26 protein-coding genes are annotated in these 25849 nt (G+C 65.1%); 11 read left to right on the top strand and 15 right to left on the bottom strand.

Annotation, left to right across the window (positions count from 1 at the left end):
* Window positions 1-163 precede the first annotated feature (163 nt).
* Entirely contained in the window at window positions 164-901 is a 738-nt protein-coding gene (locus C8C96_RS04400; RefSeq protein ID WP_121941561.1) for a zf-TFIIB domain-containing protein, read from the bottom strand.
* A gap of 132 nt (window positions 902-1033) precedes the next feature.
* Here C8C96_RS04400 and C8C96_RS04395 point away from each other — a divergent pair, with 132 nt between their 5' ends.
* The 4 genes from C8C96_RS04395 to C8C96_RS04380 all read left to right on the top strand — a co-directional run bounded on the left by C8C96_RS04395 (window position 1034) and on the right by C8C96_RS04380 (window position 6034).
* Window positions 1034-2323, top strand: coding sequence for a solute carrier family 23 protein (locus C8C96_RS04395; protein WP_121941560.1), 1290 nt, complete (start codon window positions 1034-1036; stop codon window positions 2321-2323).
* 142 nt (window positions 2324-2465) lie between these two features.
* Window positions 2466-4007: an acetyl-CoA hydrolase/transferase family protein gene (locus C8C96_RS04390; protein WP_121941559.1), complete on the top strand. Its 1542-nt coding sequence runs from the start codon at window positions 2466-2468 to the stop codon at window positions 4005-4007.
* Between the two features lie 202 nt (window positions 4008-4209).
* Window positions 4210-5361 carry an ABC transporter substrate-binding protein gene (locus C8C96_RS04385; protein ID WP_121943873.1) on the top strand — a complete coding sequence of 384 codons (1152 nt, stop codon included), beginning with the start codon at window positions 4210-4212 and terminating at the stop codon, window positions 5359-5361.
* 250 nt (window positions 5362-5611) lie between these two features.
* Window positions 5612-6034, top strand: a complete 423-nt coding sequence (locus C8C96_RS04380) for a hotdog fold thioesterase (protein WP_015011965.1) — start codon at window positions 5612-5614, stop codon at window positions 6032-6034.
* Window positions 6035-6233: 199 nt separating this feature from the next.
* On the opposite strand, the gene C8C96_RS04375 is transcribed toward C8C96_RS04380, so the two are convergent.
* The gene (locus C8C96_RS04375) at window positions 6234-6803 is read right to left on the bottom strand and encodes a cob(I)yrinic acid a,c-diamide adenosyltransferase (RefSeq protein ID WP_121941558.1); all 570 of its coding nucleotides are present in this window, start codon (window positions 6801-6803) and stop codon (window positions 6234-6236) included.
* Window positions 6804-7063: 260 nt separating this feature from the next.
* Window positions 7064-7504 carry a hypothetical protein gene (locus C8C96_RS04370; RefSeq protein ID WP_056057040.1) on the bottom strand — a complete coding sequence of 147 codons (441 nt, stop codon included), beginning with the start codon at window positions 7502-7504 and terminating at the stop codon, window positions 7064-7066.
* Between the two features lie 316 nt (window positions 7505-7820).
* On the opposite strand from C8C96_RS04370, the gene C8C96_RS04365 reads away from it, so the two are divergent.
* The gene (locus C8C96_RS04365) at window positions 7821-8162 is read left to right on the top strand and encodes an EF-hand domain-containing protein (RefSeq protein WP_121943872.1); all 342 of its coding nucleotides are present in this window, start codon (window positions 7821-7823) and stop codon (window positions 8160-8162) included.
* 135 nt (window positions 8163-8297) lie between these two features.
* On the opposite strand, the gene C8C96_RS04360 is transcribed toward C8C96_RS04365, so the two are convergent.
* The 10 genes from C8C96_RS04360 to C8C96_RS04315 all read right to left on the bottom strand — a co-directional run bounded on the left by C8C96_RS04360 (window position 8298) and on the right by C8C96_RS04315 (window position 16774).
* The gene (locus tag C8C96_RS04360; protein ID WP_121941557.1) at window positions 8298-9101 is read right to left on the bottom strand and encodes an amino acid ABC transporter ATP-binding protein; all 804 of its coding nucleotides are present in this window, start codon (window positions 9099-9101) and stop codon (window positions 8298-8300) included.
* A complete protein-coding gene (locus C8C96_RS04355) occupies window positions 9085-9738 on the bottom strand; it encodes an amino acid ABC transporter permease (protein WP_121941556.1) in 654 nt (217 codons plus the stop codon). Before C8C96_RS04355 ends, C8C96_RS04360 begins: the two co-directional genes overlap by 17 nt.
* 6 nt (window positions 9739-9744) lie before the next feature.
* Window positions 9745-10419, bottom strand: coding sequence for an amino acid ABC transporter permease (locus C8C96_RS04350; protein ID WP_121941555.1), 675 nt, complete (start codon window positions 10417-10419; stop codon window positions 9745-9747).
* A 68-nt stretch (window positions 10420-10487) separates the two neighbouring features.
* Window positions 10488-11309 carry a transporter substrate-binding domain-containing protein gene (locus tag C8C96_RS04345; RefSeq protein ID WP_056057032.1) on the bottom strand — a complete coding sequence of 274 codons (822 nt, stop codon included), beginning with the start codon at window positions 11307-11309 and terminating at the stop codon, window positions 10488-10490.
* Entirely contained in the window at window positions 11306-12100 is a 795-nt protein-coding gene (locus C8C96_RS04340; RefSeq protein WP_099731604.1) for a GntR family transcriptional regulator, read from the bottom strand. The genes C8C96_RS04345 and C8C96_RS04340 overlap by 4 nt, the downstream gene beginning before the upstream one ends.
* 265 nt (window positions 12101-12365) lie before the next feature.
* Window positions 12366-12830, bottom strand: coding sequence for a DUF2752 domain-containing protein (locus C8C96_RS04335; protein ID WP_121941554.1), 465 nt, complete (start codon window positions 12828-12830; stop codon window positions 12366-12368).
* The gene (locus tag C8C96_RS04330) at window positions 12802-13374 is read right to left on the bottom strand and encodes a hypothetical protein (protein ID WP_116748512.1); all 573 of its coding nucleotides are present in this window, start codon (window positions 13372-13374) and stop codon (window positions 12802-12804) included. The genes C8C96_RS04335 and C8C96_RS04330 overlap by 29 nt, the downstream gene beginning before the upstream one ends.
* A gap of 108 nt (window positions 13375-13482) precedes the next feature.
* On the bottom strand, window positions 13483-14991 hold the full coding sequence (locus C8C96_RS04325) for a carboxylesterase/lipase family protein (RefSeq protein ID WP_121941553.1): 1509 nt from the start codon (window positions 14989-14991) through the stop codon (window positions 13483-13485).
* Entirely contained in the window at window positions 14988-15986 is a 999-nt protein-coding gene (locus C8C96_RS04320) for a tripartite tricarboxylate transporter substrate binding protein (protein WP_121941552.1), read from the bottom strand. The genes C8C96_RS04325 and C8C96_RS04320 overlap by 4 nt, the downstream gene beginning before the upstream one ends.
* 95 nt (window positions 15987-16081) lie before the next feature.
* On the bottom strand, window positions 16082-16774 hold the full coding sequence (locus tag C8C96_RS04315; RefSeq protein WP_121941551.1) for a TetR/AcrR family transcriptional regulator: 693 nt from the start codon (window positions 16772-16774) through the stop codon (window positions 16082-16084).
* 170 nt (window positions 16775-16944) lie between these two features.
* Here C8C96_RS04315 and C8C96_RS04310 point away from each other — a divergent pair, with 170 nt between their 5' ends.
* The 3 genes from C8C96_RS04310 (at window position 16945) to C8C96_RS04300 (ending at window position 20188) form a co-directional block, all read left to right on the top strand.
* The gene (locus C8C96_RS04310) at window positions 16945-18369 is read left to right on the top strand and encodes an FAD-binding oxidoreductase (RefSeq protein ID WP_121941550.1); all 1425 of its coding nucleotides are present in this window, start codon (window positions 16945-16947) and stop codon (window positions 18367-18369) included.
* Window positions 18370-18411: 42 nt separating this feature from the next.
* Window positions 18412-19263, top strand: a complete 852-nt coding sequence (locus tag C8C96_RS04305; RefSeq protein ID WP_233584150.1) for a class I SAM-dependent methyltransferase — start codon at window positions 18412-18414, stop codon at window positions 19261-19263.
* A gap of 388 nt (window positions 19264-19651) precedes the next feature.
* Window positions 19652-20188, top strand: a complete 537-nt coding sequence (locus tag C8C96_RS04300) for a hypothetical protein (protein WP_147455643.1) — start codon at window positions 19652-19654, stop codon at window positions 20186-20188.
* 192 nt (window positions 20189-20380) lie between these two features.
* Here the strand turns inward: C8C96_RS04300 and C8C96_RS04295 are convergent, their stop codons facing one another.
* Window positions 20381-20707 carry an NIPSNAP family protein gene (locus C8C96_RS04295; protein ID WP_121941548.1) on the bottom strand — a complete coding sequence of 109 codons (327 nt, stop codon included), beginning with the start codon at window positions 20705-20707 and terminating at the stop codon, window positions 20381-20383.
* Between the two features lie 79 nt (window positions 20708-20786).
* Between C8C96_RS04295 and C8C96_RS04290 the strand changes: the two genes are divergently transcribed.
* From C8C96_RS04290 to C8C96_RS04280, 3 genes are all read left to right on the top strand, one after another.
* Window positions 20787-21512, top strand: a complete 726-nt coding sequence (locus C8C96_RS04290) for a winged helix-turn-helix domain-containing protein (protein ID WP_121941547.1) — start codon at window positions 20787-20789, stop codon at window positions 21510-21512.
* Window positions 21512-21835 (top strand): YnfA family protein, encoded by a 324-nt coding sequence (locus tag C8C96_RS04285; RefSeq protein ID WP_121941546.1) that lies wholly within the window; start codon window positions 21512-21514, stop codon window positions 21833-21835. The genes C8C96_RS04290 and C8C96_RS04285 overlap by 1 nt, the downstream gene beginning before the upstream one ends.
* A 139-nt stretch (window positions 21836-21974) precedes the next feature.
* Window positions 21975-24110: a hypothetical protein gene (locus tag C8C96_RS04280; RefSeq protein ID WP_233584149.1), complete on the top strand. Its 2136-nt coding sequence runs from the start codon at window positions 21975-21977 to the stop codon at window positions 24108-24110.
* 52 nt (window positions 24111-24162) lie between these two features.
* Here the strand turns inward: C8C96_RS04280 and C8C96_RS04275 are convergent, their stop codons facing one another.
* Entirely contained in the window at window positions 24163-25752 is a 1590-nt protein-coding gene (locus tag C8C96_RS04275; RefSeq protein WP_121941545.1) for an ABC transporter substrate-binding protein, read from the bottom strand.
* Window positions 25753-25849 lie beyond the last annotated feature (97 nt).

Below are 25849 nucleotides of genomic sequence, written 5' to 3'. Positions count from 1 at the left end.
TGCGTGGGATGCGGTGTGGCCCAGGGCAAGGGCCTTAGAGCCTGTTCAACAGGTTCTTGGACCATTCTGAACGGTCTGCCCCAGTCTGTCGTGAATGACAGCAGCGCGTGCTGCGGTATGTCAATGCACTGGCGGGGCTTGCGGCCAGCGCGACGCTGAATCCCTAGTCCTTCACCAGCGCCCACACCAGCGCCACCCCGGCGGCCAGCAGGTCCCCGGTGAACGAGCTGTCATTGGCGTCGCTGCTGGCCGTGGTGAACGCCCGCTTCTGACGCTCACGCTCGGCCCGGGTGCGGTCGCGCTCCAGGGCCACCAGGGCGTCGCCAATGTCCACGGGCGATGCCGGTGCCTTGGCGCTCGCGGCGGCATAGCCCTCCATGGCGCGCACCACGGCCTGGGGGTCGATGAGGGAGAACGCGGCGCGGCAGTAGGGGCAGGCGTGGTCCTTGCGGATGTCCACGGGCGCGCCGCAGCTGGTGCAGTAGATGGCGCCCACGCGCTTGGCGAGGTCGTCGATCTCGGGGCGCGTCATGTGGCGCACAAAGCCCTTTTCGACCATGAAGGACGAGAAGGTGCTGAAGCGCCCATGCTGTCGCCCGCAGCGGTACACCATGTAGCGGCCGCTGCGCACCACGTCGTAACCCTTGGCCAGGCTGGTGTTGCAGCGCGGGCAGGCCATGCTCTCGGCCAGGGCCTGGTGCTGGTCCACACGGTGCTCGTGCAGCAGCCGAAACAGCTCGACCACGGACTGTGGCGTGAGCTTGAGGTTCTCGTGCCGGTCAAACCACAGGCCCTGGCAGGCAAAGCAGATGTCCAGCTCCAGCGAATCGCCCAGGTTGCTGGCAAAGCGGTGTGCCTGCATGGGTTGGCGGCACGAGGGGCAAGTGGGTGCAGGAAACATGGCAGTGAGGGTCTGGGCAACGGTGCAAGGTGCCTCGCGGGGGGCGGGGGCATCGTAACCCGCCCGGGATGCTCGTTCCCCACCCTGGCCGCATCCACTAGCATTCGCGCCTCAACCACAAGGAACAACCACATGGGATTCATGAACTGGCGTGTGAAAAGCGCTGATGTGTTGCAACAAGGCGGCGTGATCGCGCCGGACGAGCGGCTGCCCTGGCCGCAGACGGCGGTGATGGGCGTGCAGCATGTGATTGCGATGTTTGGCGCCACGGTGCTGGCGCCCATCCTGATGGGCTTTGACCCGAACGTGGCCATCCTGATGAGCGGCGTCGGCACGCTGATCTTCTTCCTCGTCACCGGCGGCAAGGTGCCCAGCTACCTGGGCTCCAGCTTTGCGTTCATTGGCGTGGTGATTGCGGCCACGGGCTATGCGGGCCAAGGGGCCAATGCCAACATCGGCGTGGCGCTGGGCGGCATCATTGCGTGTGGCCTGGTCTACACCCTCATCGGCGTGCTGGTGCAGGCGATTGGCACGGGCTGGATCGAGCGCTTCATGCCGCCCGTGGTCACGGGCTCGGTGGTGGCGGTGATCGGGCTGAACCTCGCGGGCATTCCCATCAAGAACATGGCGGCCAGCAACTTTGACAGCTGGATGCAGGTGGTGACCTTTGTGAGCGTGGGCCTGGTGGCCGTGCTCACGCGCGGCATGGTGCAGCGCCTGTTGATCCTGGTGGGGCTGATCGTGGCCAGCATCATCTATGCAGTACTGACCAACGGCCTGGGCCTGGGCAAGCCGATGGACCTGACCGCACTGGCCAACGCTGCGTGGTTTGGCCTGCCGAACTTTGCGGCCCCGCAGTTCAGCGGCAATGCCATGCTGCTGATTGCGCCCGTGGCCATCATCCTGGTGGCCGAGAACCTGGGCCACGTGAAGGCCGTGACGGCCATGACCGGCCAGAACCTGGACCGCTACATGGGCCGCGCGTTCATCGGTGACGGCATTGCCACCATGGTCAGTGGCAGCGCAGGCGGCACGGGCGTGACCACCTATGCCGAGAACATCGGCGTGATGGCGGCGACCAAGATCTATTCCACCGCCGTGTTCCTGCTGGCGGGTGTGTTTGCGCTGGTGCTGGGCTTTTCCCCCAAGTTCGGCGCACTGATCCAGACCATTCCGCTGCCGGTGATGGGCGGCGTGTCCATCGTGGTGTTTGGCCTGATCGCGGTGGCGGGCGCCAAGATCTGGGTGGACAACAAGGTGGACTTTTCGCAGAACAAGAACCTCATCGTGGCGGCCATCACCCTCATCCTGGGCACGGGCGACTTCACGCTCAAGTTCGGCCAGTTCGCGCTGGGCGGCATCGGCACCGCCACGTTTGGGGCGATCCTGCTGTACGCGCTGCTCAACCGCAAAGCTGCGTAATCTGTGGATGTGGCCGGGCTGAACCGCATTTGTAAGGGTTAACCCTTAATTTGTAAGGAACGAAGGCTAGCATCCTGGGTTTTGTCCACAGGGCCATCCGCTCACCGGGCGGGTGGCCTTTTTCTTTTTGCGGAGTTTGTTCATGTCCCTGGCCGATCGGGTGCTGTACCCCGACTTTCTCTCCCGCACCATGACCGCCGATGAGGCGGCCGCCCTGATTCCTGCCGGTGCCCATGTGGGCATGAGCGGATTCACTGGCGCGGGCTACCCCAAGGCCGTGCCCGGCGCGCTGGCGCGCCGCATCGAAAGCCTGAACGCGCAGGGCCATGGCTTCAAGATCGGGCTGTGGACAGGCGCCAGCACCGCACCCGAATTGGACGGCGCGCTGGCCCAGGTGGACGGCATCGAGATGCGCCTGCCCTACCAGTCCGACCCCACGGTGCGCCGCCAGATCAATGCGGGGCAGATGCAGTACGTGGACATCCACCTGTCGCACGTGGCGCAGTTTGTGTGGTTCGGCTTTCTGGGCAAGCTGGATGTGGCGGTGGTCGAGGTGGCGGGCGTGTTGCCCGACGGGCGGCTGATCCCCTCGTCCTCGGTGGGCAACAACAAGACCTGGCTGGACCAGGCCGACAAGGTCATCCTGGAAGTGAATGCCTGGCACAACCCGCAGCTGGAGGGCATGCACGACATCTACTACGGCACCGACCGGCCGCCGCACCGCAAGCCGATCCCCATGACACGGCCCGACGAACGCATTGGCGAGCCCTACCTGCGCTGCGACCCGAACAAGGTCATCGCCGTGGTGATGACCAACCAGCCCGACCGCAACAGCGTGTACGCCGCACCCGACGACACCTCCAACCGCATTGCGGGCCACATCATCGACTTCCTGCAGCACGAGGTGAAAAAGGGCCGCCTGCCCGCAGACCTGCTGCCGCTGCAGTCGGGCGTGGGCAACATCGCCAACGCGGTGCTGGCAGGGCTGAACAACGGCCCGTTCGACAACCTCACGGCCTACACCGAAGTGCTTCAGGACGGCATGCTGGACATGCTGCGCTCGGGCAAGCTGGCCAGCGCCTCGGCCACGGCGCTGTCGCTGAGCCCTGCGGCCATGCAGGACTTCAACGACCGCATCGACTATTACAAGCAGCGCATCGTGCTGCGCCCGCAGGAGATCAGCAACCACCCCGAGCTGATCCGCCGCATGGGCCTGATCGCAATGAACGGCATGATCGAGGCCGACATCTACGGCAACGTGAACTCCACGCATGTGATGGGCTCGGCCATCATGAACGGCATCGGCGGATCGGGCGACTTTGCGCGCAATGCCTACCTGTCGATCTTCATGACGCCGTCGCTGGCCAAGAACGGCAGCATCTCGTGCATCGTGCCCATGGCCTCGCATGTGGACCACACCGAGCACGATGTGCAGATCCTCGTCACCGAACAAGGCCTGGCCGACCTGCGCGGCCATTCGCCCACACAGCGCGCCGAAATCATCATCGACCGCTGCGCGCATCCGGACTTCCGCCCCGCCCTGCACGACTATGTGGCCCGCGCCAAACGGGGCGCCGTGGGCCAGCACACGCCGCACCTGCTGAACGAGGCCTTGTCGTGGCACCAGCGGTATGTGGAGACGGGCAGCATGCGCGCGCCAGCGGGCCCGGCGAGCGCGGCATAAGGGCGCAAGGGCCACAAAGGGCAAATTCGGCACAAGGGGACGCGGCGCGCGCCCCAGGCCCTGCCGGAACCTTTGACAGCCAATTGCCAGCCTGCACAGATAAAATCAGGGTTAACCCTAGGTCTTTCGACCTCCCCCTGTCCACCCCCACCAGCCCCCATGCGGGGCTGGTGGCATTTTGTCTGCGAGTTTTTTGATGACCATGCAACGCCGTCAGTTCACCCAATCCCTCGTGGCCGCCAGCGCCGGCCTGCTGCTTGCCCCCTCGTCACGCGCCGTGGGCGTGCAAGACCCCATGGACGCCAAGAGCGTGACCATTGGCTGCTCGCTGGGAACAACCGGCGCCCTGGCCAGCCTGGGCAAGGAACTCAAGCAGGGGCTGGACGCAGGCTTGGCCCAGGCCAACGCCAAGGGCATCCACGGCCGCGAGATCAAGCTGCTGGCCATGGACGACGGCTATGACGCCGCGCGCTCCGAAGACAACGTGCGCAAGCTGATTGCCGATGCCAACGTGGTGTCGCTGATCTCCTGCATGGGCACGGCCAACAACCAGCGCATCCTGCCGTTGGTGGACGAGGCGCAGATCCCCTACGTGGCCCCGCAAAGCGGCGCCACCTCGCTGCGCAAGGCCGAGTACCGCTCGGTGTTCCACGTGCGCGCCAGCTACACCGACGAAGCCCAGCGCCTGGCGCAAAAGCTGGTGTCCATGGGCATCACCGAACTGGCTGTCGTGTACCAGGACACCGCCTTTGGCCGCGAGTTTCTGGCCGATGTGACCAAGGCCATGGCCTCCGCCAAGCAGCCCGCACCCAAAGCCTTCAAGCTCGACGCCCAAGGCACCCAGGTGGCCGACGTGGTGGGCAAGGCAGTGGCTGCCAAGCCCAATGCAGTGCTGCTGGGCACGGCGGGCGACATCACCGCCACGCTGGTCAACGAGTTCAAGAAAGTATCGCCCAGCACGCCGCTGGCCGCCACCAGCGTGGCGCTGTCGGGCGACAACCTGCGTCAGCTGGGCGGCAAGGCCTCGGGCATTGCGCTATCGATGGTGCTGCCCGACGCGGCCCGCACCAGCTTTGCCGTGGTGCGCGACTACCAGAAGGCCATGCGCGCGCTGGGCTACCAGGAGTTCTCGGCCCGCAGCTTTGAAGGCTATGTGAACGCCCGCGTGCTGGCCGAGGGCCTGGAGCGCGCCGGCCGCGACCTGACCCGCGCCAAGCTGCGCAACGCCCTCGCGGGCATCCGCAGCAACGACCTGGGCGGCCTGTCCATCGACTACGCCAGCGGCGCGCCGTATGTGGGCTCGCGTTTTCTGGACCTGGGGGTGATGGGCGCCAACGGAAAGTTTGTGGGCTGAGGCTAGGAGCCTGTCGGACTTGGAGCGTCGATAGCGAGAATCGGCCCCAGCGAGGACAGTTTTGCCGGATTTGCAGACCCATAGCCCAGCTATGGGGCAAAAAGACGGTAAAAAATGGACCGCTGCGGCCGATTTGCAGCCGACGACTTCCAAGTCGGACAGGCTCCTAGGCACCTGCGGCACAGGGCGGGACCACAGGCGTTGGCACAATCAGCGGCTTGCACTGACTTGGCCCTGCCCCGTGACCACCATGCCCATCTGGAAAAAACCCATCGACCTGGCCCTGCTGAAGGCCGCCAACCGCAACACCGCCGTAGAGCACCTGGGCATTGAGTTTGTCGAGGTGGGTGACGACTTTCTGCGCGCCCGCGTGCCGGTAGACCACCGCACCATCCAGCCTTTTGGCCTGCTGCACGGCGGTGTCAGCGTGGTGCTGGCCGAGTCCATGGGTTCCACCGGCGCTTACTACGCCCTGCCCGAGGGCTATCGCGCCGTGGGCCTGGACATCAACGCCAACCACCTGCGCTCTGCGACCAGCGGCTGGGTGACCGGCACGGCGAAGCCGGTGCACATCGGCCGCACCACGCACGTGTGGCACATCGATCTGCACAACGAAGCGGGTGAGCTGACCTGTGTGTCGCGGCTGACGATGGCGATCCTCGCACCGAGATAAAGTGCATCCCCCTGAGGCGCTTCGCGCCTTCCCCCTTCTCTCGCATCGCTAGCGCGATCCGGGAAGGGGGACACCGCCAGCGCGGTGGGGCGGCCCTTACGCGGCGGTCTTGGCCTGGGGACGCGCCCGTGGCAAAGGCTGGGGGGTGTTTTTGATGAAATCGACCCCGAGCGCTAGAAGAATATGCGCTGGTAGCTATCTATTCTGTAGCGTTTTGCTGGTCCAGGCGCTCGCTTTTCCAGTACACGTCATCACCGCCATCCATGCGGTTGAGCACGCGGGCGAGCACGAACATCAGGTCGGAGAGGCGGTTGAGGTACTGGCGTGGCGCGTCGTTCAGGGCCTCTTCGTTGCCCAGGGCGACCACGGCGCGTTCAGCGCGGCGGGCCACGGTCCGGCACACGTGGGCCTGTGACGCGGCGCGGGTGCCCGCGGGCAGGATGAACTCCTGCAGGCGCGGCAGCGCGGCGTTGTGGTGGGCCAGGGCTTCGTCCAATGCCAAGACGGCGTCGGCCTTGAGCAGCTCGAAGCCCGGGATCGACAGCTCGCCTCCCAGGTTGAACAACTGGTGCTGCACCTCGACCAGCAAGGTGCGGACTTCATCGGGCAGCGGCTCGCACAGCAACAGGCCGATGTGCGAGTTGAGTTCATCCACATCCCCCATGGCGTGAATGCGCAAGCTGTTCTTGGAGACACGCTGGTTGTTGCCCAGGCCGGTGGTGCCTGCGTCGCCGGTGCGGGTTGCGATTTCTGTGAGTCGGTTGCCCATGGGGAGCCTTGATGAAGAAACGGGAGGATGGATGCCAGCTTCTGCGCGGCACAAGCCACCGCAGTGAATCTGCCCGGATTCTCCGCCACCGCCACGCGGGTGCAAGCGTTTCGCCTCCAATCCCCTACGCACTGCGCCCTGAGCACTGACTGCCCACCACACGCAGCATGCCCGCTACGCGAACCCACGCCCTGTGGCACACAACATGGTGTGCCACAGGGCGACGGCGCAGCGCTATCAAGGCGCTGCGTACGACGAGATCAATGCGCAGCGGGGGCGCGATTGAGCTTGTCGATGTCTGCTGTGGATACGCCAGCGTTGGTGGGCTTCATGGTGTCCCATGCATGTGCGTGGTAGGTGTCCCACTCCTGGCGCGACACCATGCCGTCGCCGTTGGTGTCCATCAGGCGCGCATTGACGCGTGCATCGGCCTTGGCTGCGGCCTTGCCGCCTGAAGCGCTGGGGTTGATCTCGGCCACCGGAGCCGCACGTCCGTCGCCAGCTGCGGGGTTGGCAGGCATGGCGCTGCTGTTGGCGCTGCGCGTGTCCACCTTGTTTTGTGCCTTGGACGCCGCCGCACCACCGGATGCAGAAGGGTTCACCTCGGACGGAGGGCGCGCATTGCTGTTGGCGGGGGCCTGGGCCAGCGCAGCGGTGCATGCCAATGCGGCCAGAGCGGCGAAGACGGTTTGCTTTTGCATGGAGAACTCCTTCAGGAAAACGTGCGATCAAGCGAAATGCTTGGATGCATTGTTTTGCCGCGCCCCGACCCCGCTTGTAGGACGTACACGGGCCTGCAGGTCAGGCCAAGCGCCTGAGCAGGTGGGGTGTGAATGCGCACCAGGGGACGATTGCGTCTGGCTACAAACTGTGCGGACATCTACACACAACAGGCGTGCCGCGTTACACCGCGCTGGCAAATGTAGAGTGAGGCAACAGCAGGCAAGAGTGCTGGCGCGGCACGCTTTGCTGCGGTGCAATGCAAGCCTGTTCAACTTCAAAGGAGCCAGGCTCACCATGAAAGCACTGCAACGACGCCACTACTCGTTCGACACACGCAGCGTGATGCTCTTCGCCGCCCTCTCTCTGGGTGGTGTGGGTGCCTTGCAGGCACAGACCGCCTCACCTGGAAAAACCGCCTCTCCGTCAGAGGTCCCCTATTCGTACGGCCCAGGCACGGGCAATCCTTCCAAGGCGGCTACCACCGCATTCCAGCGCGCAGACACTGACAAGGACGGCAAGCTCAGCGAGAAGGAAGCCGCCCAATTGCCTGCGATCAGCCAACGATTCAAGGAACTGGACGCTGACCACAACGGCACCCTCTCGCCCACCGAGTTCGAGAAAGGCTTGCTGTCCTGACACCCAGCCTCCAAGTTGCGGCTTGGGTACTCAAACCTATCAGCCCCATGGTTTGACATAGCCGCCCATCGTTCCCGCGCCCGCCCGTACTGGAGCCTCCAGACCACGGGCGGGATTTTTGCGCAGTCGGTCAGGTCAGTCGTGCAGCGAGGACAAAAACTGCTGCAGCTCAGGCGTCTGTGGACTTCCAAACAGCTGGGCAGGCGTGCCCTGCTCATGCACCCGCCCCTGGTGCATGAAGATCACACGGTCGCTCACCTTGCGGGCGAACGCCATTTCGTGCGTGACCATCATCAGCGTCATGCCTTCTTGCGCCAGCGATTCGACCACGCGCAGCACCTCACCCACCAGTTCAGGGTCCAGCGCCGAGGTGATCTCGTCGCACAGGAGCACCTGCGGCTCCATGGCCAGTGCGCGCGCAATGGCCACGCGCTGTTGCTGCCCGCCCGAGAGCTGGTCGGGCATGGCGTCAAACTTTTCGCCCAACCCCACGCGCGCCAAAAGCTGGCGCGCCTGGGCCTCGGCGGTTTTGGCATCGCGCGCCTTCACCAGCGTGGGCGCCAGCATGATGTTGCGGCCCACAGAGAGGTGCGGAAACAGATTGAAGCTCTGGAAGATCATGCCCACCTGCTGGCGCAGCGCGCGCATGGCGGCGGGGCTGTCGTGCAGCAGCTTCTGGCCGTTGACGCTGAGGGCGCCTTCCTGGAACTCCTCCAGCCCATTCACGCAGCGCAGCAACGTGCTCTTGCCCGAGCCACTCTTGCCGATGATGGCGATGACCTCGCCGCGCTGCACTTTCAGGTCAATGCCCTTGAGCACTTCGTTGCTGCCATAGGACTTGCGCAGCGCAGTGATGTCCACAATGGGCGGCTCACCCACCACGATGCCGTCGTGCGCAGGGGTGGGTTTGGTTGCGGAGGCTTCAGCGGCGATGGCCATGGAGTTTCCTTTCAAGGGACTGCGCCACCAGGCTCACCGGGAAGCACAAAACAAAATACAGCAGCGCTACGCAGGCGTAGACGAGGAAGGGCTTGTAGGTGGCGTTGGAGATCATGCTGCCCGCCTTGGTCAGCTCCACAAAGCCGATGACCGAAGCCAGTGCCGTGCCCTTGATCACCTGCACCAGAAAGCCCACCGTGGGCGGCACCGCGATGCGCAGCGCCTGCGGCAGCACCACATGGCGCAGCTGTTCGCCGAAGTTGAGCGCCAGGCTCTGCGCCGCCTCCCACTGCCCCTTGGGGATGGAGGCCACACAGCCGCGCCAGATCTCTGTGAGGTAGGCACTGGTGTAGAGCGTGAGCGCCACCGCAGCGGCCGTCCACGGCGAGGTCTTGATACCGAACAGCGCAATGCCGAAGTAGGCCAGGAACAGCTGCATCAGCAGCGGCGTGCCCTGGAACACCTGCACATAAGCGCCCACGGCGCGATCCACGCCACGCACTTTGGACAGGCGCAGTACCAGCAGCACCACGCCCACCAGGCCACCACCGATGAAGGCGATGAGGGACAGGGAAACCGTCCAGCGCGCTGCCAGCAGCAGGTTGCGCAGGATGTCCCACAGGGAAAATTCAACCATCTCGATTTACCTCCCCACCAAGAATCGGGTCCCCACCCACACCAGCAGACGACGAGTCAACATCGACAGCACCAGGTACACGGCAGTGGCCAGGATGAAGGCCTCGAAGGCGCGGAAGGTGTTGCTGGAGATGAGGTTGGCGGCGTAGCTCAGTTCGGGTGTGGAGATCTGCCCGCACACGGCCGACCCCAGCATCACGATGATGATCTGGCTGACCATGGCGGGCCATACCTTTTGCAGCGCCGGCGGCAGCACCACACGGCGGAAGGTCTGGCCCGGCGTCAGCGCCAGGCTGTGCGCGGCTTCGATCTGGCCGCGTGGCGTGGCCTCGATGCCTGCGCGGATGATTTCGGCGGAATACGCGCCCAGGTTGATCACCATGGCCAGCACCGACGCGAACTCGGGCGAGAGCTTGAGCCCCAGCGCGGGCAGGCCGAAGAACAGGAAGAACAGCTGCACGATGAAAGGCGTGTTGCGCACCAGCTCCACATAGCTGGCCACGGCCCAGCGCAACGCAGTGGGCCGGTGGCCCAGATTGCGCGCACGCGCCCAGGCGCAGACCGTGCCCAGCAGCAGGCCCAGCACGGTGCCCACGATGGTGAGGGCTATGGTCCAGACCACGCCACGCACCAGCAACGGCCACGACGCGAAGACGGCAGAAAAATCGAGCGCAATCAGCATGCTTGTGCCCTGCGCCGCTTGTCGCGCCGCAGGCCCTTGGGTTTCAGCAATTCATCCTGTGCGCCGCATCACAGGGGCAGGTCACCCGCAGGACGACCCAGCCACTTGTTGGACAGCTTGTCGATGTCGCCCGACTTGCGGGCCTCGGCAATGATTTCGTTCACGCGCAGGCGCAGCTTGTCTTCGCCTTTGGCCACACCGATGAAGTTCGGGCTGTCCTTGAGGAGCAGCTTGTATTCGGTGGCCAGGTTGGGGTTCTTGACCATGATGGTGCCCGCCGTCGATGCGCTGGTCGCAATGGCCTGCGTCTGGCCCGACACAAAGGCCGCAATGCTGGCGGCGTGGTCTTCAAAGCGCTTCACATCCACGCCGGGAGGCGCGACTTTGGCCAGCTCCTGGTCTTCCATGGCGCCGCGCGTCACGGCCACCGTCTTGCCCGCCAGGTCGGCAAAGCTCTTGATGTTCAGGCTCTTGCTCGCAAACACGGCCTGGAAGAACGGTGCGTAGGCCGCAGTGAAGTCGATCACTTTCTCGCGCTCGGGGTTCTTGCCCAGCGTGGAGATCACGAGGTCGGCCTTCTGCGTTTGCAGGTACGGGATGCGGTTGGCGCTGGTCACGGGAATCAGCTCGACCTTGACGCCCAGCTTGGTGCCGATGTAGTTGGCCATCTCCACGTCCAGCCCCTGGGGTTTGAGGTCCGTGCCGACAAAGCCGTAGGGCGGGTAGTCGGTGGGAATGGCGATCTTGATTTCCTTGGCCTTGAGGATGTTGTCCAGCGCGTTCTGCGCGTGGGCGGCAGGTGCCATCAGGGCCGCTGCGAGGCCGGTGGCGGCAAGCACGCCAAGGGTCAGGCGGCGGGTGGACGAAGTGACGGTGCGGACGGTGGTCATAGCAGGGCTCCTAGGTAGGTGGATGCGTCGGCAGGTGCGTCTGGGTCAGACGCTGGGGGGATGGAACTGGTGGCGGCGCGGGGCTTGCGCGCGCGGGCTGGTGCGGTGGTTGGTGCGGGGCTCTTGCGCACCGGTGCCAGCGCGTCGCGCAGCCCGGCCAGCGGGTCGCTGCTGGCCTGCAGGCGCAGGGCCGACTGCACGGTGCCGATGTGCTCGGACATGAGTGCCTCGGCGCCGGCAATGTCTCCCGCTTCCAGCGCCTCGACGATGCGCACATGGTCGGCACAGCTCTGCGCCGCATCGTGCGATGACTGGTAGAGCATGGCGATGAGTGTGGTGCGCGCCGTGAAGTCGCGCAGCGTGTCGGCCAGCAGGCTGTTGCCCAGGCATTCGGCCAGGCACACATGGAAGTCCCCCAGCAAGAAGCTGCGCATGCCCACATCGGTGCCCGCCAGCGCGGCCTTTTCGCGTTGCAGGTGGCTCTTGAGCTGGCGCAGCGCCGTCTTGTCCACCACCTTGAGCTGATGCAGCAGGCCCAGCTCGATCACGCGGCGCGCCTCGAAGGCCTCGCGCGCTTCGTCCTGCGACGGCTCGATCACATACCAGCCCCGCCGAGCGCTGACGGTGACGATGCCCCGCGTGGCCAGCCGCGTGAGCGCCTCGCGCACGATGGTGCGGCTGCAGTCGAACAGCATGGCCAGCTGCTGCTCGCCCAGGCGGGAGCCGGGCGCGAGCTTTTGCGCCATTACGGCTTCGATGATGCGGTTGCTGATCTCGGTGGCGGTGGTCATTGCCTGCGGTATCGCAGGTTCCGTGCCAACTGGTATACAAGCTGAATGCACCAGTCTGGCGCACGGAGGCTGTGCACCATGGGGCAGTCTGCCCCGCAACGATGCGTGGGGCTGCGCTAACCTGACCCAAGGGGATGCTGGTGCATGGATGTGGTGCAGGCACTGGCGTTGGCGGGCCACCGGCTGCGCAGGGCACTCAGACGGCCATAGAAGGCGGTCGCCTCACGAAGAGGTAAGTACCAGGACCCAAGGACCCAACGAGCGGCTACACCAGCCCGGCCAGGCGCGAGAGCCAGGACAGCACCAACCCGCTGCCCAACACGACAAACACTGCTGGGTGCCACCAGGGCCAGCGCGCCACGCGGCGGCGGCCCTGGGCGCCTTCGACCACCGCCTGGCCCGCCAGCAGCGACAGCCACAGCAGCAACACCAGCGCACCCGGGTTGGCCGCCCAGGCGGCCGCCCAATCGCCCTGGACCAGGGCCGCACACGCGTGCGTGCCGCCGCACAACGGGCAGGGTATGCCCGTCAGCGCAAGAAACCCGCAACCCAGACCCAGCCCGCCCTGACCGAGCCACCAGGGCGTGGCCGCCATGGCCAGCGGCCAGCCCAGGCCCAACGCCAGCCGCTGCCGCCGATCGCCTACGCCCAGCGGCTGCCAGGCGGGTGGGCTGCCCGCCGGCACCACTGCGGGGCCGGGGTCAGAGAGGAGGAAGGGCCACCGGCTCATCGCCCACCAGCTGGCGTGCCATGTAGTAGGAGCCGATGGTGGACAGCGGCAGCGTCAGCAGCGCACCCACCCAGCACAGCAGGAAACCCAGCGAGCCCACGATGCCCAGCACCAGCGAGCAGAAGAACGCCGAGCCCAGGTTCTTGGTCACGATGGTCCAGGCCTGGCTGAAAGCCGCGACGCCATCGCGCTCGCCGCGCGCCACGAGGAACAGTGCCACCGGGGGCAGCGCCATGACCAGCAAGCCGGGGATGAAACACAGCATGAAGCCCAACGACACCACCAGCGAACTGATGAGCCCGGCCACAAAGGCGGGCACAAAGTCATCAAAGCCCCGAAAGACGTCGCCGATCTGCACCGCTTCGCCGCGCGTCTCGCGCTCGATCATGCGCATGTAGCCCACCACCATGGGCCCGGCCAGCAGGCCGGCGCTGATACCGGCGACCACCATCACCAGCAAGGTGCACACCACATGGGTGAGGACGTTTTTCTTGAAGGTGCCCCAGGCACCCGACAGGCAATCTCCCACACTGGCTGAAGCCATGGCAATCCCTCTCTCTGTAGTTGGTCAGTCGCGCGCAAGCGCTGGCTCAGTGTAGCGAGCCAACGGCCGCTGTGGTACCCCTGACAGGTGAGCCCTGAGAGAGGGTCGCTACAGAACTCCCTCCCACAGCGCAAACCGCTCCGGCTGCGTGTGGGGCGTACAAAACAGCGTTTCGCTCACATGCTGGACCGGTGGCTGCGCACCGGCATACGGCGCCCATCCAGGGTTGCCATCCCGCGCAAACGCTACCCAGCGCTGCTGCAGTGCCTCGGCCAGCACAGCGGGCGGCGTCGGCCCCGTGAGTTCCTGCCCTGTGGGCGTGTGGAGATTGCCGAACACAAACGGCAGCTCCACCCCATGCGCTGCGCCCAAGCGCCCGCGCCACTGCGGCGAGGGCCAGGTGAATTCATAACCATGGGCGCTGCGGGCCCAGCGGTGGGCCAGCGCGGCAATGCGCTGCGCGGGCACACGGTAGTAGTAGTCGGACTGCAGAGCGCACAGCCACTCGCCAGGCGTTTGCTGCGCGGGTGGCAGCATGTTTCGCAGGGCCTGTGCGGCGGAGGCATTCAAGCCCACGTCCTGCGCAAAGGCATGGACCTGCGCCTCTGTCACCCGGTCAATGGCACCGCCGGGCACGTGGTACAGGCGCATCTCCTGCGCGTTGCTGCCCACCAGCACCTGCAGGTCGGGCGGCTGGGCCGCCCACTGCTGCGCAAGCGCCTCCAACGGCGGTGCGGTGAGCACATGGCCATCCACCACGGGCCGCAAGGGAAAGAAGTTGCGTCCGCCCAGCCCGTGTTGTTGCCGCAGGGCAGGCTCGGAGGCCAGCCGGTGTACGGCGTGCAGCACAGCAGCCTGCTGCGCCGCGCCCAGTGCAGCCAGGGTGGACTCCACACCCGCCAGCACGGCCACGGCATGGCGCGCCGCAGCGGCCTCCTGCAAGGTCTGGCAGGCGACGCTGGGGCTTTGCAGAATGGCGCGCTGGAACAACCCACGCGAAGCGGGCATGCCCATCAGACAGGCCAAGGCCCCGGCACCGGCCGACTGGCCGAACACCGTGGTGCGCCCCGCATCTCCGCCCCAGGCGTGGATATGGTCGCGCACCCACTGCAGTGCCATCAGCAGGTCCAGCAGGCCGCGATTGGCGGGCGCAGCGTGCTCCTCGCCTTCGAAGTGCAAAAACCCGTCAATGCCCAAACGGTACTGCACCGACACCAGCACCACGCCCCGTCGCGCCAGCGACGCCCCGTCGTACAGCGGCTCGCTGGCCGCGCCGCGAAAGAAGCCTCCGCCATGCACCCAGACCATGACGGGCAGGTGGGCTCCTGGCTCGGCGGTTGGCGCCCACACATTGACCGCCAGGCAGTCGTCGCCCCCCAGCATGGGCGCATCGGCACGCGCGCTGCGGGCCAGCTGCGGTGCCATGGGCGCAAACGCGGTGGCATCGCGCACGCCGGACCACGGTGAAACAGGCAACGGCGCCGCAAACCGCAGCGCGCCGCGTGGCGCCTGCGCGTACGGCATGCCACGGAACACACGCACGCCCTCCTCCCACAGGCCGCGCAGTTGCCCACCGTGGGCCAGCGTGACCTGAGGCTCTGCAGTGCCCGTCGTCATTCCGTGGCCAGGCCCAGCTTGTCGATCAGCGGGCGCCACACGGCCGCATCACGCGCCGCCCAGGTGCGCGCATCGGCAGGTGCGGTGGCAGTGAGCGTGACGTTCATGGCTTCAAGGCGAGCCTTGTACTGCGAATCGCCACCCCGACACTTCTCAGTGACCGCATTGAGCCGGTTCAGCAACTCGGGGGGCGTGCCGGCCTTGGCCACCACGGCAATCCACGCGGGCCGCGCCAGGTCGCTGGCAGAGGGCAAGGCTTCGGCGATGGTCGGCACATCGGGCAGCAACGGCGAGCGCTGCGCACCAAACAGCGCCAGCGGCACCAGCTTGCCCGCCTTGACCTGTGCTGCTGCCGTGCCAATCACCAGCGTCATCGCGTGGATCTGCTGGCCCATGAGCGCGGTGAGGCCCGCGCCCTCACCCACAAAAGGCACATGGGTGCCGGGCACACCCAGCTTTTCTATCAACGCCGAGGTCAGCAGGTGCGCTGGGCTGCCCTTGCCCGGCGACCCGAAGTTGACCCCGCCCGGTGTGGACCGCGCCAGCTTCTGCAGATCCGCCAGGCTGGCAATGCCCTGCCCTGCGGGCACTGCCAGCACCAGCGGCGACGTGCCCAGCACCGCCACGCCGTCAAAGTCGCGCAGCGGATCGTAGGGCTGCTGTTTGTAGACGTAGGGCGTGATGGTCATCTGCGACATGCCGATGCTCAGCAGGTTATAGCCATCTGCAGGCTGGGCCTTGAGGTAGTTGACGGCCAGGATGCCGTTGGCCCCGGGCTTGTTCTGCACCACGACGGGCTGACCCAGTTCGCGCGCGGCGCAGTCGGCCCACACCCGCGTCATGGCGTCCGAGCCACTGCCGGGCGGCTGCTGGGCGATGAGCTGGATGGGTTTGACCGGGTAGGCAGCAGGCTGCTGCGCCTGGGCGCGACCGGCCAGGCAGGCGAGTGCGGCCAGCGCGACCATGCTTGGAACGCGCGTAAAAGCTGAGGTCATGGTTTGTCTCCTGGTAATGTTTTCTTCGATGGATGTCCGCGATGCGTGGCGTGCAGGCGGGAGATGCCGCACGACAAGCAGGCAGACAAAAGGGGTCAGCGACGGCGTGTGCGTGCCTTGGTGGACACAGCGGCGGCCGTTGATGGCGCAGCCGCTTCGCACCGGGCGGCAATCCAGTCGGCCAGGCAGGCCAGTTGCGCCTGCTGTGCGGCATCAGGCGCGGTGGGCTGGGCGGGCGCAAACAGCTGCAGCAGCCCCAGCCCGCGCAGCGACGACAGCACCAGGCCCAGCAGGCCGTCGCGGTCGGGCTCCGCCGCCAGCTCGGGGAAGGTTTCAAAAAAGCCTTCGTGCATGCGCGCCTGCACGCTCTGGCGCAGCTCGGCAATATGGCCCAGCACCTCGGGCTGATTGCGGCAGCCCAGGTAGATGTTCCAGGCCACGATGAAACGCGGCTGCGCATAGACCAGGCGCCACACCGCCTGCACAAACTTCGCCGCCCGTTCGCGCGCTGGCAGTTCCGCGCTGGGCCAGAGTTCGCCCGAGCGCACGGTGGACTCGATCAGCTCGCTCAGCACATTCATCATCAGCACTGCCTTCGACTCGAAGTGGTGCTGCACCGCGCCCGAGGTCATGCCCGCCGACTTGGCCAGCTCGTGGATGGACATCTCCTCCAGGCTGCGGTGCTGGATCACGTCGATGGCCGTGGCGATCAGGTGCTGGCGGGTGGCGGCGCTGCGCTCGGCATGGGTGCGGCGCGTCCCGGCCTTGGGGGAAACACGGTGGTTCATGGCGCTTTCACAATATACATTTCGAACGTAATGTATTTACACCCCCGCTGACCAGCAAGCCCGTGAATACCCGCATCCCCACCCGGGCCCAAGGTGGATCACCCAGGGACCAGCCACGGGGCCGAACCTAGAATGCTTCTCACTGACCGCACCCACCGGAGACACACACCATGAACGCACCCACCGCTGCTGCCCACCTGCTGCCCGAAATCCAACTGCGCGACGTACCACAAGCCCTCATCGATGCGCTGCAGGCCCGCTTTGGCGCGCAGTGCTCGCTGGCCCAGGCCGTGCGCGAACAGCATGGGCGCGACGAAGGCTCGCTGCAGGCCCCACCGCCCAGCGCCGTGGTGTTTGCCGAAAGCACGCAGGACGTGGCCGATGCGGTGAAGCTGGCCAGCCAGTACGAAGTGCCCGTGATCCCCTACGGCGCGGGTTCGTCGCTCGAAGGCCACCTGCTGGCCGTGCAGGGCGGCATCAGCATTGACGTGAGCCGCATGAACCAGGTGCTCAGCATCAACGCCGAAGACCTCACGGTGACCGTGCAACCCGGTATCACACGCAAGGCACTGAACGAAGCCATCAAGGACACCGGCCTGTTCTTCCCCATCGACCCCGGCGCCGACGCCAGCATCGGCGGCATGAGCGCCACGCGCGCCAGCGGCACCAACGCCGTGCGCTACGGCACCATGCGCGAAAACGTGCTGGCGCTGGAGGTGGTGACCGCCAGCGGCGAAGTCATCCAGACCGGCACGCGTGCCAAGAAAAGCAGCGCGGGCTACGACCTCACGCGCCTGATGGTGGGCAGCGAGGGCACGCTGGGCATCATGACCGAGATCACCGTGCGCCTGTACCCGCTGCCCGAAGCAGTGAGCGCAGCCATCTGCTCCTTCCCCAGCATCGAAGCGGCTGTGCGCACCACCATCCAGACCATCCAGATCGGCGTTCCGATTGCGCGCGTGGAACTCATCGACCACCACACGGTGCGCATGGTGAACGCACACAGCAAGCTGACCCTGCGCGAGGAACCCATGCTGCTGATGGAGTTCCACGGCTCACCAGCCAGCGTGAAGGAACAGGCCGAGATGGTGCAAGACATTGCCAGCGAATTCGGTGGCCAGGCTTTTGAATGGGCCAGCACTCCCGAAGAGCGCACGCGCCTGTGGACCGCGCGGCACAACGCCTACTTCGCCGCCGTGCAAAGCCGCCCCGGCTGCCGCGCCATCAGCACCGACACCTGCGTGCCTATCAGCCGCCTGGCCGACTGCCTGCTCGAATCGGTGGACGAGGTGGAAGCCAGCGGCATCCCCTACTTCCTCGTCGGCCACGTGGGCGACGGCAACTTCCACTTCGGCTACCTCATCGACCCGAACAGCGCCGAAGAACGCACGAAGGCCGAGGCCATGAACCACACCCTGGTTGCCAGGGCACTCTCCATGGGCGGAACGTGCACCGGTGAACATGGCGTGGGCATCCACAAGATGGGCTTTTTGCTGGACGAAACCGGCACCGGCGCGGTGGACATGATGCGCGCCATCAAGCGGGCGCTGGACCCGAAGAACATCCTAAACCCGGGCAAGATCTTTGCGCTGTAGCCGCATTGGGCGATGGCGACACCTGGCACCTAGAATGGCCGGATGATCAAGTACAACATCCCCGCAGTGCCGGTGCAGACGACATACCGCCCTGCCACGCCTCCGACGGCAGCCATGACGGGTGAACTGATCGACTACCTGGCCTGTCCGCTGTGCGAAAGCAAAGCATTCGGGTCACTGTGCAGTGCTGATTGCTCCCACCATCCGCGTTATAGCCCCGAGCTCTCCCGCACCATGCACTGGCGTCAGTGCTCGGCTTGCCGGCACGTGTTCCGTAGCGGCTACTACTCCGATGCAGCACTGAATATCGTTTTTCGTGGCACGAATGAGTCGCAGGTGGTGGGCTACGACTTGGAGCGGCAACGCTATGTGTCCGCACAAATGATCGAAAAGGTCCTTACCTACCAGACCCACGGCACCTGGCTGGATGTGGGCTTTGGCAATGCGTCGCTGCTGTTGACGGCACAAGAATATGGTTTCGAGCCAGTGGGCCTGGACCTGCGATCGCAATCCGTGCACGAGTTGCGCAAATGGGGTGTAGCCGCACACTGCCAGGACGTTGCCGAATTCCAGTTGTCCCACCCAGCCAGTGTGATCAGCATGGCGGACGTGCTGGAACACATGCCATTTCCCAAGGTCGGTCTGCACGCAGCCCACCGGCTCCTTCACCCTGGCGGAGTCCTGCTAATTTCGTTGCCCAACATGGGGTCGCCGGTCTGGAAAGCGCTGGATGCAAACAACGCGAACCCTTACTGGGGAGAAATTGAGCACTATCACAATTTTGACCGTGACAGACTCTATGCACTTCTCACCGAGTCGGGCTTCCAACCCGTGCGCTATGGCATCAGTCAGCGCTACCGCGTCTGCATGGAGTTGATTGCGGTCAAGGCATAGACTCCCCGTCGATAGTGCCGCCAACACATGACGGTGCGGGCGGGCTCGAAGCCTCTGGGGCCTCCAGCAGCAGCGGCTGAAACGACGGCAACAAAGGGACAGTGACTGTTGTCCCGTCGAGCGGGATTTTCCCCTCCCCGTTGAAGGTGATGAGGCGGTGAAGTCGAAGGCCGTGAGACAGGTATCTTGGTTCGGACAACGTCGCATGTGCGAACCCCTCGCCTGCATCGCACTGGCAGACGCTGAGGCAAACTACCGTCGGCAGTTCACCCACCAAGCCTCAGCCAGTTTCGCGCCACTACAACAAACAAATTCCGCGATCTCAAGGGCCATCCATCCACCCGACTCATCCCGTCAATGGGGTCGGTGATGACATAAGAAGACATGCATGCAAATCAAGTCACGGCAAACGCTCACGAATGCGCTAGCTCGTTGGGGAGAGCACGAGGCCCAAGGTCGGCTGGCAGGAAAAATCCAGGTTGACACCACAAATCCCATGATGTGCACAGAATTCGCACTCCTGTCCAGATCACCGTACATAGCGCGAATACTGTTGCGCGAACCGCAGGCTGTCTTTGAGGTTGAAATGAACGCGGTCGATATCGGAAATCTCGTTCTTGCAGACGGGAGATCCGTCGAATCCTGGCAAGCCGGTACGGCGCAGGACGACAGCGAATCAGCCGCCCATATTCAGCGGCTGATCCATGACCCAGGGGAAGGGGCGAGCAAGGGATATCTCCTCTGCGCCGCAACACTGGTTTCGGACAATCCATCGCAGCAGCTCAGCGATATCGTTCTCTACGACGGCTGGCACAGGGCTGCAGCCTTTATGGAGAGGGTGCGTTTAGCCCGTGCCAAGAGTATTCCCGGCTATCTGGTGGTCACTCGCACGGCAGATCGCTTCCTCCCGATGGGTCTGAGATGACTTCAGAACACCCAACTTGCCCATGGCCCTGAGTCCTGCGGGCAACATCTTTCAGATGTGGTCACATCCATGCCCGCCAGCACGTACCACGTCGCGAAATGACAGAGCCTCGCAGTTCTGATCATTTTCACACTCACTCCCGTCGGCCTCCGCAAGGAGGTGGAGCGCCATGTCCGGGCTCAGGCGGCTGCGTCACCGTGCGGGCAGGCCCAGCGTGCCTTCCACGGCCAGGGTGAAGGTGCGCTCCTCCCTCAGGATGAAGTGTCCGTCCTGCGCCAGTGCAAAGTTCGCACGGCCTTCCGGGTCTGCGCGCAGCCGCGCACGGTAGGCCTCGTAGGCAGCCAGGGACTCAAAGCCGATCAGGCCCCAGGCCTCGTAGTTGCTGCCCTCGTGCGGCAGAAAGTAGCCCAGCAGGTGGCCGCCGCAGCGGGGAATGATCTGGCCCCAGCGGCGCGCGTATTCGGCAAACGCCTCGCGCTGAAAGGGATCGATTTCGTAGCGGATGAAGCAGGTGATCATGAAGCTCTGGAAAGGCTGGTGGACAAGGGCTTCACGATAGGCGGTTGACGGCCCTTGATGGTTCGCCCAAGATCGAACCATGAAAGACGGCCCCCACATCGCGCGCATTGCCGCGCTCATCGGCGACAGCGCACGCGCCGAAGTCCTCACCGCCCTGATGGCGGACCGCGCGCTCACGGCCACCGAGCTGGCCGACATCGCAGGTGTGACCAAGCAGACCATCAGCGCGCACCTCGCCAAGCTGCTGGATACCGGCCTGGTCGCGGTGGAAAGCCAGGGCAGGCACCGCTACTTCCGGCTGGCGGACCGCGATGTGGCGCACTTGCTGGAATCACTGATGAACGTGGCGTTTCGCGCCGGTGCCGTGCGCCTGCGCTCCAGCCCGCGCGAGCCCGCGTTGCGCCGCGCGCGCATGTGCTACGACCACCTGGCTGGCGAAGTGGGCGTGCAGTTCTACGAAGCCCTGGTGCGTCAGGGGCTGCTGCACGCCACGCCCCAGGGTGCAGCGGTGACGCCCGCAGGCGCGCAGTGGTTTGCCCAGGTGGACATTGACACCACGGCACTGGCGCAACAGCGGCGCATGCTGTGCCGCCCTTGCCTGGACTGGAGCGAGCGCCGCCACCACCTGGGCGGCGCGCTGGGCGCTGCATTGCTGCAGCGCCTGTTCGACGGCGGATGGGCGCACCGGGCACAGGGCTCACGCGTCGTGCACTTCACCGCCAAGGGCGAACTGGCGCTGCGCCAGTGGCTGGCAACCAGCCCAGAGGCACCACCATCCACCGCCATTCGCTGCCCCGAACAATGATGAAGACCTTGCTGCTCTTCCTCGCCACCGCACTGGCTGAAATCGTGGGTTGCTACCTGCCCTGGCTGTGGCTCAAACAGGGCAAGCCGATGTGGCTGCTGCTCCCTGCAGCGCTGAGTCTCGCCCTGTTCGCGTGGCTGCTCACGCTGCATGACACCGCAGGCGCGGGGCGCGTGTATGCGGCCTATGGCGGGGTCTATATCGGCGCGGCGCTGGCCTGGCTGTGGATAGTCGATGGCATTCGGCCCACCGTCTGGGATACGGCGGGCGTACTGGTCGCGCTGGCGGGCATGGCGATCATCATGCTGCAGCCTCCGCGCTAACGCCCGCGCACTCTGCGTGCCCGCAGTGCTCGGCGCTCACGGCTGGCACGCGCATCACTGCAACTCCTGGTAACAACCTCCACATTTGCTACACCGGTGTTTTATAAGCAGTGATTTATCAACTTTCACAAGACTGTCCATGCGCACTTCGACCGAGAAGGTGTCCTCTGCCCTGACTCGCCGCCACTTTGCACTGTGGATGACGGCCTCTGGTTTGTCGGCCTGCGGCGGTGGCGTGGGAGAGGGCGCCCCTGCGCCAGCCCCAGCACCCGGTCCCGCACCGGGTCCAGCCTCGCTCAGTTTGATGGCGGGCGCATTGGGCGGCTCAGGTTTTCTGTCTGGCGCGTTGACCGATGCACGTTTGCCCCCAGTGATGGCGGGGCATGCCTTCAACAGCAAGGGCGATCTTTGGTTCGTTGGCAGGTACGGCCGTGAACAAAAAGTAGGAAGGATCACCCCAGAAGGTACGCTGTCGTACTTTGCGTTCAACCAAAAGGTGCCCGTGAATCTCGGGGTCTTTGATGCGCAAGACCGGTACGTGATCGCCCATGCTGTGGTGGGCGATTCCAGCGCTGTAGTTTCGTTCTTCGACAATGAAACGCTGGTGACGCTGGCAGGCCAACCCAACGCCACCAACATGCAGGATGGCAAAGGCCCTGCGGCGCAGATCCTCTGGTTCGGGAACCCGCTGCTGGCGGGCGATGGGCTGGTGTACTTTCTGGACCGCGATGCTGGCGCCGCCAACTACACGCTGCGAACTTTGGCCCCCGATGGAACCGTGGTTTCCTTGCTGCCGGTGCCCAATAACAGCCGCTTGATCGCATCCCCAACTGGGGCAGTGCGCAGGTTTACCGATGATTTTCAGAACAACCGCGTGCAATGGGCGGAACTGGCGAGGGCCTCGTCAGGCCAATACTTCTGGGAAGTCCTGCCGAACAACTGGAGAAGTGTGGCCCACGCCGAACCCTTCGCGCCCGTCAAAGGCAGCATCGACATGTACTGGGGCTTTGACGCTGCGTTCAACACGATGGCCCACTACGCGCTGGATGGCACGCGCACGGACGTCTGGCACCTGCCAGGGCGGGTGGATGCGGCGGTGTCCAACCCCCTCACCGGACACTTGGTGGCGCATGCGTGGCGGGGCCCTCTGGACCAATCCTCCCTCGAGAGCCCCGGCGTACTCTTGGTGCTGGACAGGGTGAAAACACCGATCGCTGTGCCGCAGCCTTGGGTCGGCCTGGCCGACCAACGCGGACACGCGGACAGCAGTGGCGACGGGGCGCGATTTGACTTTGAGCGGGGTGCCCACGCCACCTCGGAAGCATCGGGCCCGCTGTATGTGGCAGTGGGGGCTCAGATCCCATTGCCCGGTACGCCGCCGCAGTCGGTCCCTACGCCACTGCGCACGGTCACACCGGCAGGCCAGGTGACTTCGATGTCTGTCACCTACCCTTCCAGCTTTCGGCTGTTGTCCAGCGCATATGGTTACCTCGTGACCTACGACCAGGACACCAAGACACTGCTCCGCGCACCCAAGGGCGGGGCCGGCACGGCCTGGGAGCCTTGGGCCAAGAGCAGTCTCCTGGACAGCATGAGCCCGTCCAACGACCTGGGCTTGTCCGCGCTGCGGGCCGACACAACCGGCCTGCTGTGGTTTGCCACGCGGGTCCGCCCAATTCCGCTTAGTTGGATGCCCTTCAAAAACTCCGGCGTCTCGCTGATCGGCACCATCAGCGCTGCGGGGCAGGTGCAGGTGGTGGTGGGCGACCCGCAACTCATCCACTCACCGGACAACTACCCCCTGCTAGATCAACGCCCCTGGCACATGGACGTGACGGACCTCGCCTTCGAGGGTGGCAGCTCGCCCGTGTCGTGGGTGCTGTGCAACCGGCCCGTGCTGACCGCGGACCGCAAGAGCGTGCAGCGCCATGTGCCCGAACTGGTGCGCCTGGAAGGCGCTACGCGCCAGTCCTTTGCTCTGCCCCCGGTAAGTGGAACCGATGCGTATTCGATGCACTACCACCAGCTCTGCACCCTGCCTGATCGGCCCGGCGAGGTGTTCATCATCTCCAACGCCTGCGCCGTTTACCGCTGGACCGTTGCCAAGGGCTTGGAGCTGGTGGCCGGGCAGGCCGATCCGACTCCCGGCGGCGTGCGCCTGGGCTCCTTGCCCGCCAGCCTGAACCTGGTGAAATTCATCGGCCCCGGCCCCGATGCCAACAGCCTGTACGTCGGCAGCGAAAACAGCGTGCTGCGTCTGGGCCTGCCAGCGTGAGCGCACCGCGAAAGGTCGTCCATCAACGGACGGCCTTTCGCCCCCCAGCCCGTCAGTTCACCTTGATCAACCGCCAGTCGATGCGGTTGTCCGGCCGCTGCACCAGTTCCACGTTTTTCTTCATGGCCCAGGCCAGCATCTGGTTGTGCAGGGGAATATGGGCCACGGTGTCGTTCTGCAGCTGCAGGCCTTCGGTGAGCAGCCGGTTGCGTACGGGCAGGTCGGTCTCGGTCTTCACGCGGTCCACGACGTAGTCCATACGCTCGTTGCTGTAGCGGCCCAGGTTGTAGTTGCCATCGCCCCCGGTGGTTTTGGTGCGGGTGAGCGATTGCAGCGTGTACAGCGCATCAAACGTCGGCACGCCCCAGCTCAGCAGCGCGATGCTGGCCTCGTGCCGCTGGGCCATGGGGTAGTAGCTCACAGCGGGCATGGTGCGCAGCTTGGCCTTGATGCCGATGCGCGACCACATGGCAGCGATCGCCTGGCACAGTTGCTCGTCCTGCACGATGGCGTTGTTGCTGCAGGCAAAGTCCACCTCAAAGCCATCGCTGTAGCCGGCTTGCGTCAGCAGTTCTTTGGCGGCATTGGGGTCATAGGGCAGACGTTTGTCAACCGCCTCGGTCCAGCCGTTGACCAGGGGCGACACCATGGCACCGGTGGGTTTGGACATGCCGCGCATGGTTACGCGCTGCAGTGTTGCGCCGTCGATGGCCTGGTACAGCGCCCTGCGCACGCGCAGGTCTTTCAGCGGATTCTTGCCCTTGATGTTGCTGCCCGCCAGTTCGTCGCGGAACTGGTCCATGGCCAGGTACACGGTGCGGTTCTCCACCATCTCCATGACCTTGAGATTGGGGTTGGCCTTGATCCGCGCCAGGTCCTGGATACTGGTGTCACGCACCATGTCCACCTCGCCGGACAGCAACGCGGCAATGCGCGTGGCCTCGGACTTAATGGGCAGATAGGTGATCTCAGTCACGTTGCCCTCTACCTTGCCTGCGTTCCACCAGCCCGGATTGGCAGCGAACATAATCTTCTGGTCGGGCACCCATTCCTTGAGCACGAACGGGCCTGTCCCCATGGCGTTGCGGTGCGAATAGGTCTCGTCCTTGGCCTTGATGTCCTTGGGCTCCACCGCGTTGTTTTTCTCGGCCCAGGCCTTGCTCATCACGCGCAGCTCGGTCAGCTGGTTGAGCAGCACCGGGTTGGGGTTCTTCAGAAAGATGTCGATGGTCTCGCCATCCACCTTGGCAATGCGGTCTATGCCCTGGGTGTAGATGGCGTAGGTGGAGGTCTTGCTCATCGCACGCTGCAGTGAATACACGACGTCGTCCGCCGTCATGGCAGAGCCATCACTGAACTTCACGCCCTGGCGCAGCTTGAAGCGCATCTGCGTGGGGCTGACCTGCTGCCACGACGTGGCCAGCAGCGGCTCCACCCTGAGCGTGCGGCTGTTGAACATGACCAGCGACTCGTACACCGCCGCATGGATGCCGTTGCCCAGAGCGCTGTTCTGCGAGTGGATGTCCATGGTCTGGATGTCGCTGGAACCGGACCACTTGAACGGCTTGGCCAACACGGCAGGAGATGCAACAACTGCCAGGGCCAGGGTGGCTGCCACCGGCAATGAGAACTTGAATGGCATGAAAAGTCCTCCGTGAAGAATGAAGCATGACAAACCGGCAATATGCAGCAGGACGCGCGCCAGCCAAAGCGCCTGGCACGCTAGTGTGGTGCTGGCG

Source organism: Acidovorax sp. 100 (genome assembly GCF_003688355.1).
In the GTDB taxonomy this organism is placed as follows: domain Bacteria; phylum Pseudomonadota; class Gammaproteobacteria; order Burkholderiales; family Burkholderiaceae_C; genus Acidovorax; species Acidovorax delafieldii.
This window is presented reverse-complemented; position numbering and strand designations above follow the sequence as displayed.

Excerpts from the sequence above, each read along its gene's own strand:
- C8C96_RS04385 (WP_121943873.1), top strand. The coding sequence starts at position 4,210 with ATGCAACGCCGTCAGTTCACCCAATCCCTCGTGGCCGCCAGCGCCGGC.
- C8C96_RS04365 (WP_121943872.1), top strand. The coding sequence starts at position 7,821 with ATGAAAGCACTGCAACGACGCCACTACTCGTTCGACACACGCAGCGTG.
- C8C96_RS04280 (WP_233584149.1), top strand. The coding sequence starts at position 21,975 with ATGCGCACTTCGACCGAGAAGGTGTCCTCTGCCCTGACTCGCCGCCAC.
- C8C96_RS04305 (WP_233584150.1), top strand. The coding sequence starts at position 18,412 with ATGATCAAGTACAACATCCCCGCAGTGCCGGTGCAGACGACATACCGC.
- C8C96_RS04315 (WP_121941551.1), bottom strand. The coding sequence starts at position 16,774 with ATGAACCACCGTGTTTCCCCCAAGGCCGGGACGCGCCGCACCCATGCC.
- C8C96_RS04325 (WP_121941553.1), bottom strand. The coding sequence starts at position 14,991 with ATGACGACGGGCACTGCAGAGCCTCAGGTCACGCTGGCCCACGGTGGG.
- C8C96_RS04340 (WP_099731604.1), bottom strand. The coding sequence starts at position 12,100 with ATGACCACCGCCACCGAGATCAGCAACCGCATCATCGAAGCCGTAATG.
- C8C96_RS04380 (WP_015011965.1), top strand. The coding sequence starts at position 5,612 with ATGCCCATCTGGAAAAAACCCATCGACCTGGCCCTGCTGAAGGCCGCC.
- C8C96_RS04395 (WP_121941560.1), top strand. The coding sequence starts at position 1,034 with ATGGGATTCATGAACTGGCGTGTGAAAAGCGCTGATGTGTTGCAACAA.
- C8C96_RS04355 (WP_121941556.1), bottom strand. The coding sequence starts at position 9,738 with ATGGTTGAATTTTCCCTGTGGGACATCCTGCGCAACCTGCTGCTGGCA.
- C8C96_RS04345 (WP_056057032.1), bottom strand. The coding sequence starts at position 11,309 with ATGACCACCGTCCGCACCGTCACTTCGTCCACCCGCCGCCTGACCCTT.
- C8C96_RS04330 (WP_116748512.1), bottom strand. The coding sequence starts at position 13,374 with ATGGCTTCAGCCAGTGTGGGAGATTGCCTGTCGGGTGCCTGGGGCACC.
- C8C96_RS04320 (WP_121941552.1), bottom strand. The coding sequence starts at position 15,986 with ATGACCTCAGCTTTTACGCGCGTTCCAAGCATGGTCGCGCTGGCCGCA.
- C8C96_RS04370 (WP_056057040.1), bottom strand. The coding sequence starts at position 7,504 with ATGCAAAAGCAAACCGTCTTCGCCGCTCTGGCCGCATTGGCATGCACC.
- C8C96_RS04390 (WP_121941559.1), top strand. The coding sequence starts at position 2,466 with ATGTCCCTGGCCGATCGGGTGCTGTACCCCGACTTTCTCTCCCGCACC.
- C8C96_RS04290 (WP_121941547.1), top strand. The coding sequence starts at position 20,787 with ATGAAAGACGGCCCCCACATCGCGCGCATTGCCGCGCTCATCGGCGAC.
- C8C96_RS04335 (WP_121941554.1), bottom strand. The coding sequence starts at position 12,830 with ATGAGCCGGTGGCCCTTCCTCCTCTCTGACCCCGGCCCCGCAGTGGTG.
- C8C96_RS04360 (WP_121941557.1), bottom strand. The coding sequence starts at position 9,101 with ATGGCCATCGCCGCTGAAGCCTCCGCAACCAAACCCACCCCTGCGCAC.
- C8C96_RS04375 (WP_121941558.1), bottom strand. The coding sequence starts at position 6,803 with ATGGGCAACCGACTCACAGAAATCGCAACCCGCACCGGCGACGCAGGC.
- C8C96_RS04400 (WP_121941561.1), bottom strand. The coding sequence starts at position 901 with ATGTTTCCTGCACCCACTTGCCCCTCGTGCCGCCAACCCATGCAGGCA.
- C8C96_RS04275 (WP_121941545.1), bottom strand. The coding sequence starts at position 25,752 with ATGCCATTCAAGTTCTCATTGCCGGTGGCAGCCACCCTGGCCCTGGCA.
- C8C96_RS04310 (WP_121941550.1), top strand. The coding sequence starts at position 16,945 with ATGAACGCACCCACCGCTGCTGCCCACCTGCTGCCCGAAATCCAACTG.
- C8C96_RS04295 (WP_121941548.1), bottom strand. The coding sequence starts at position 20,707 with ATGATCACCTGCTTCATCCGCTACGAAATCGATCCCTTTCAGCGCGAG.
- C8C96_RS04350 (WP_121941555.1), bottom strand. The coding sequence starts at position 10,419 with ATGCTGATTGCGCTCGATTTTTCTGCCGTCTTCGCGTCGTGGCCGTTG.
- C8C96_RS04300 (WP_147455643.1), top strand. The coding sequence starts at position 19,652 with ATGCAAATCAAGTCACGGCAAACGCTCACGAATGCGCTAGCTCGTTGG.
- C8C96_RS04285 (WP_121941546.1), top strand. The coding sequence starts at position 21,512 with ATGAAGACCTTGCTGCTCTTCCTCGCCACCGCACTGGCTGAAATCGTG.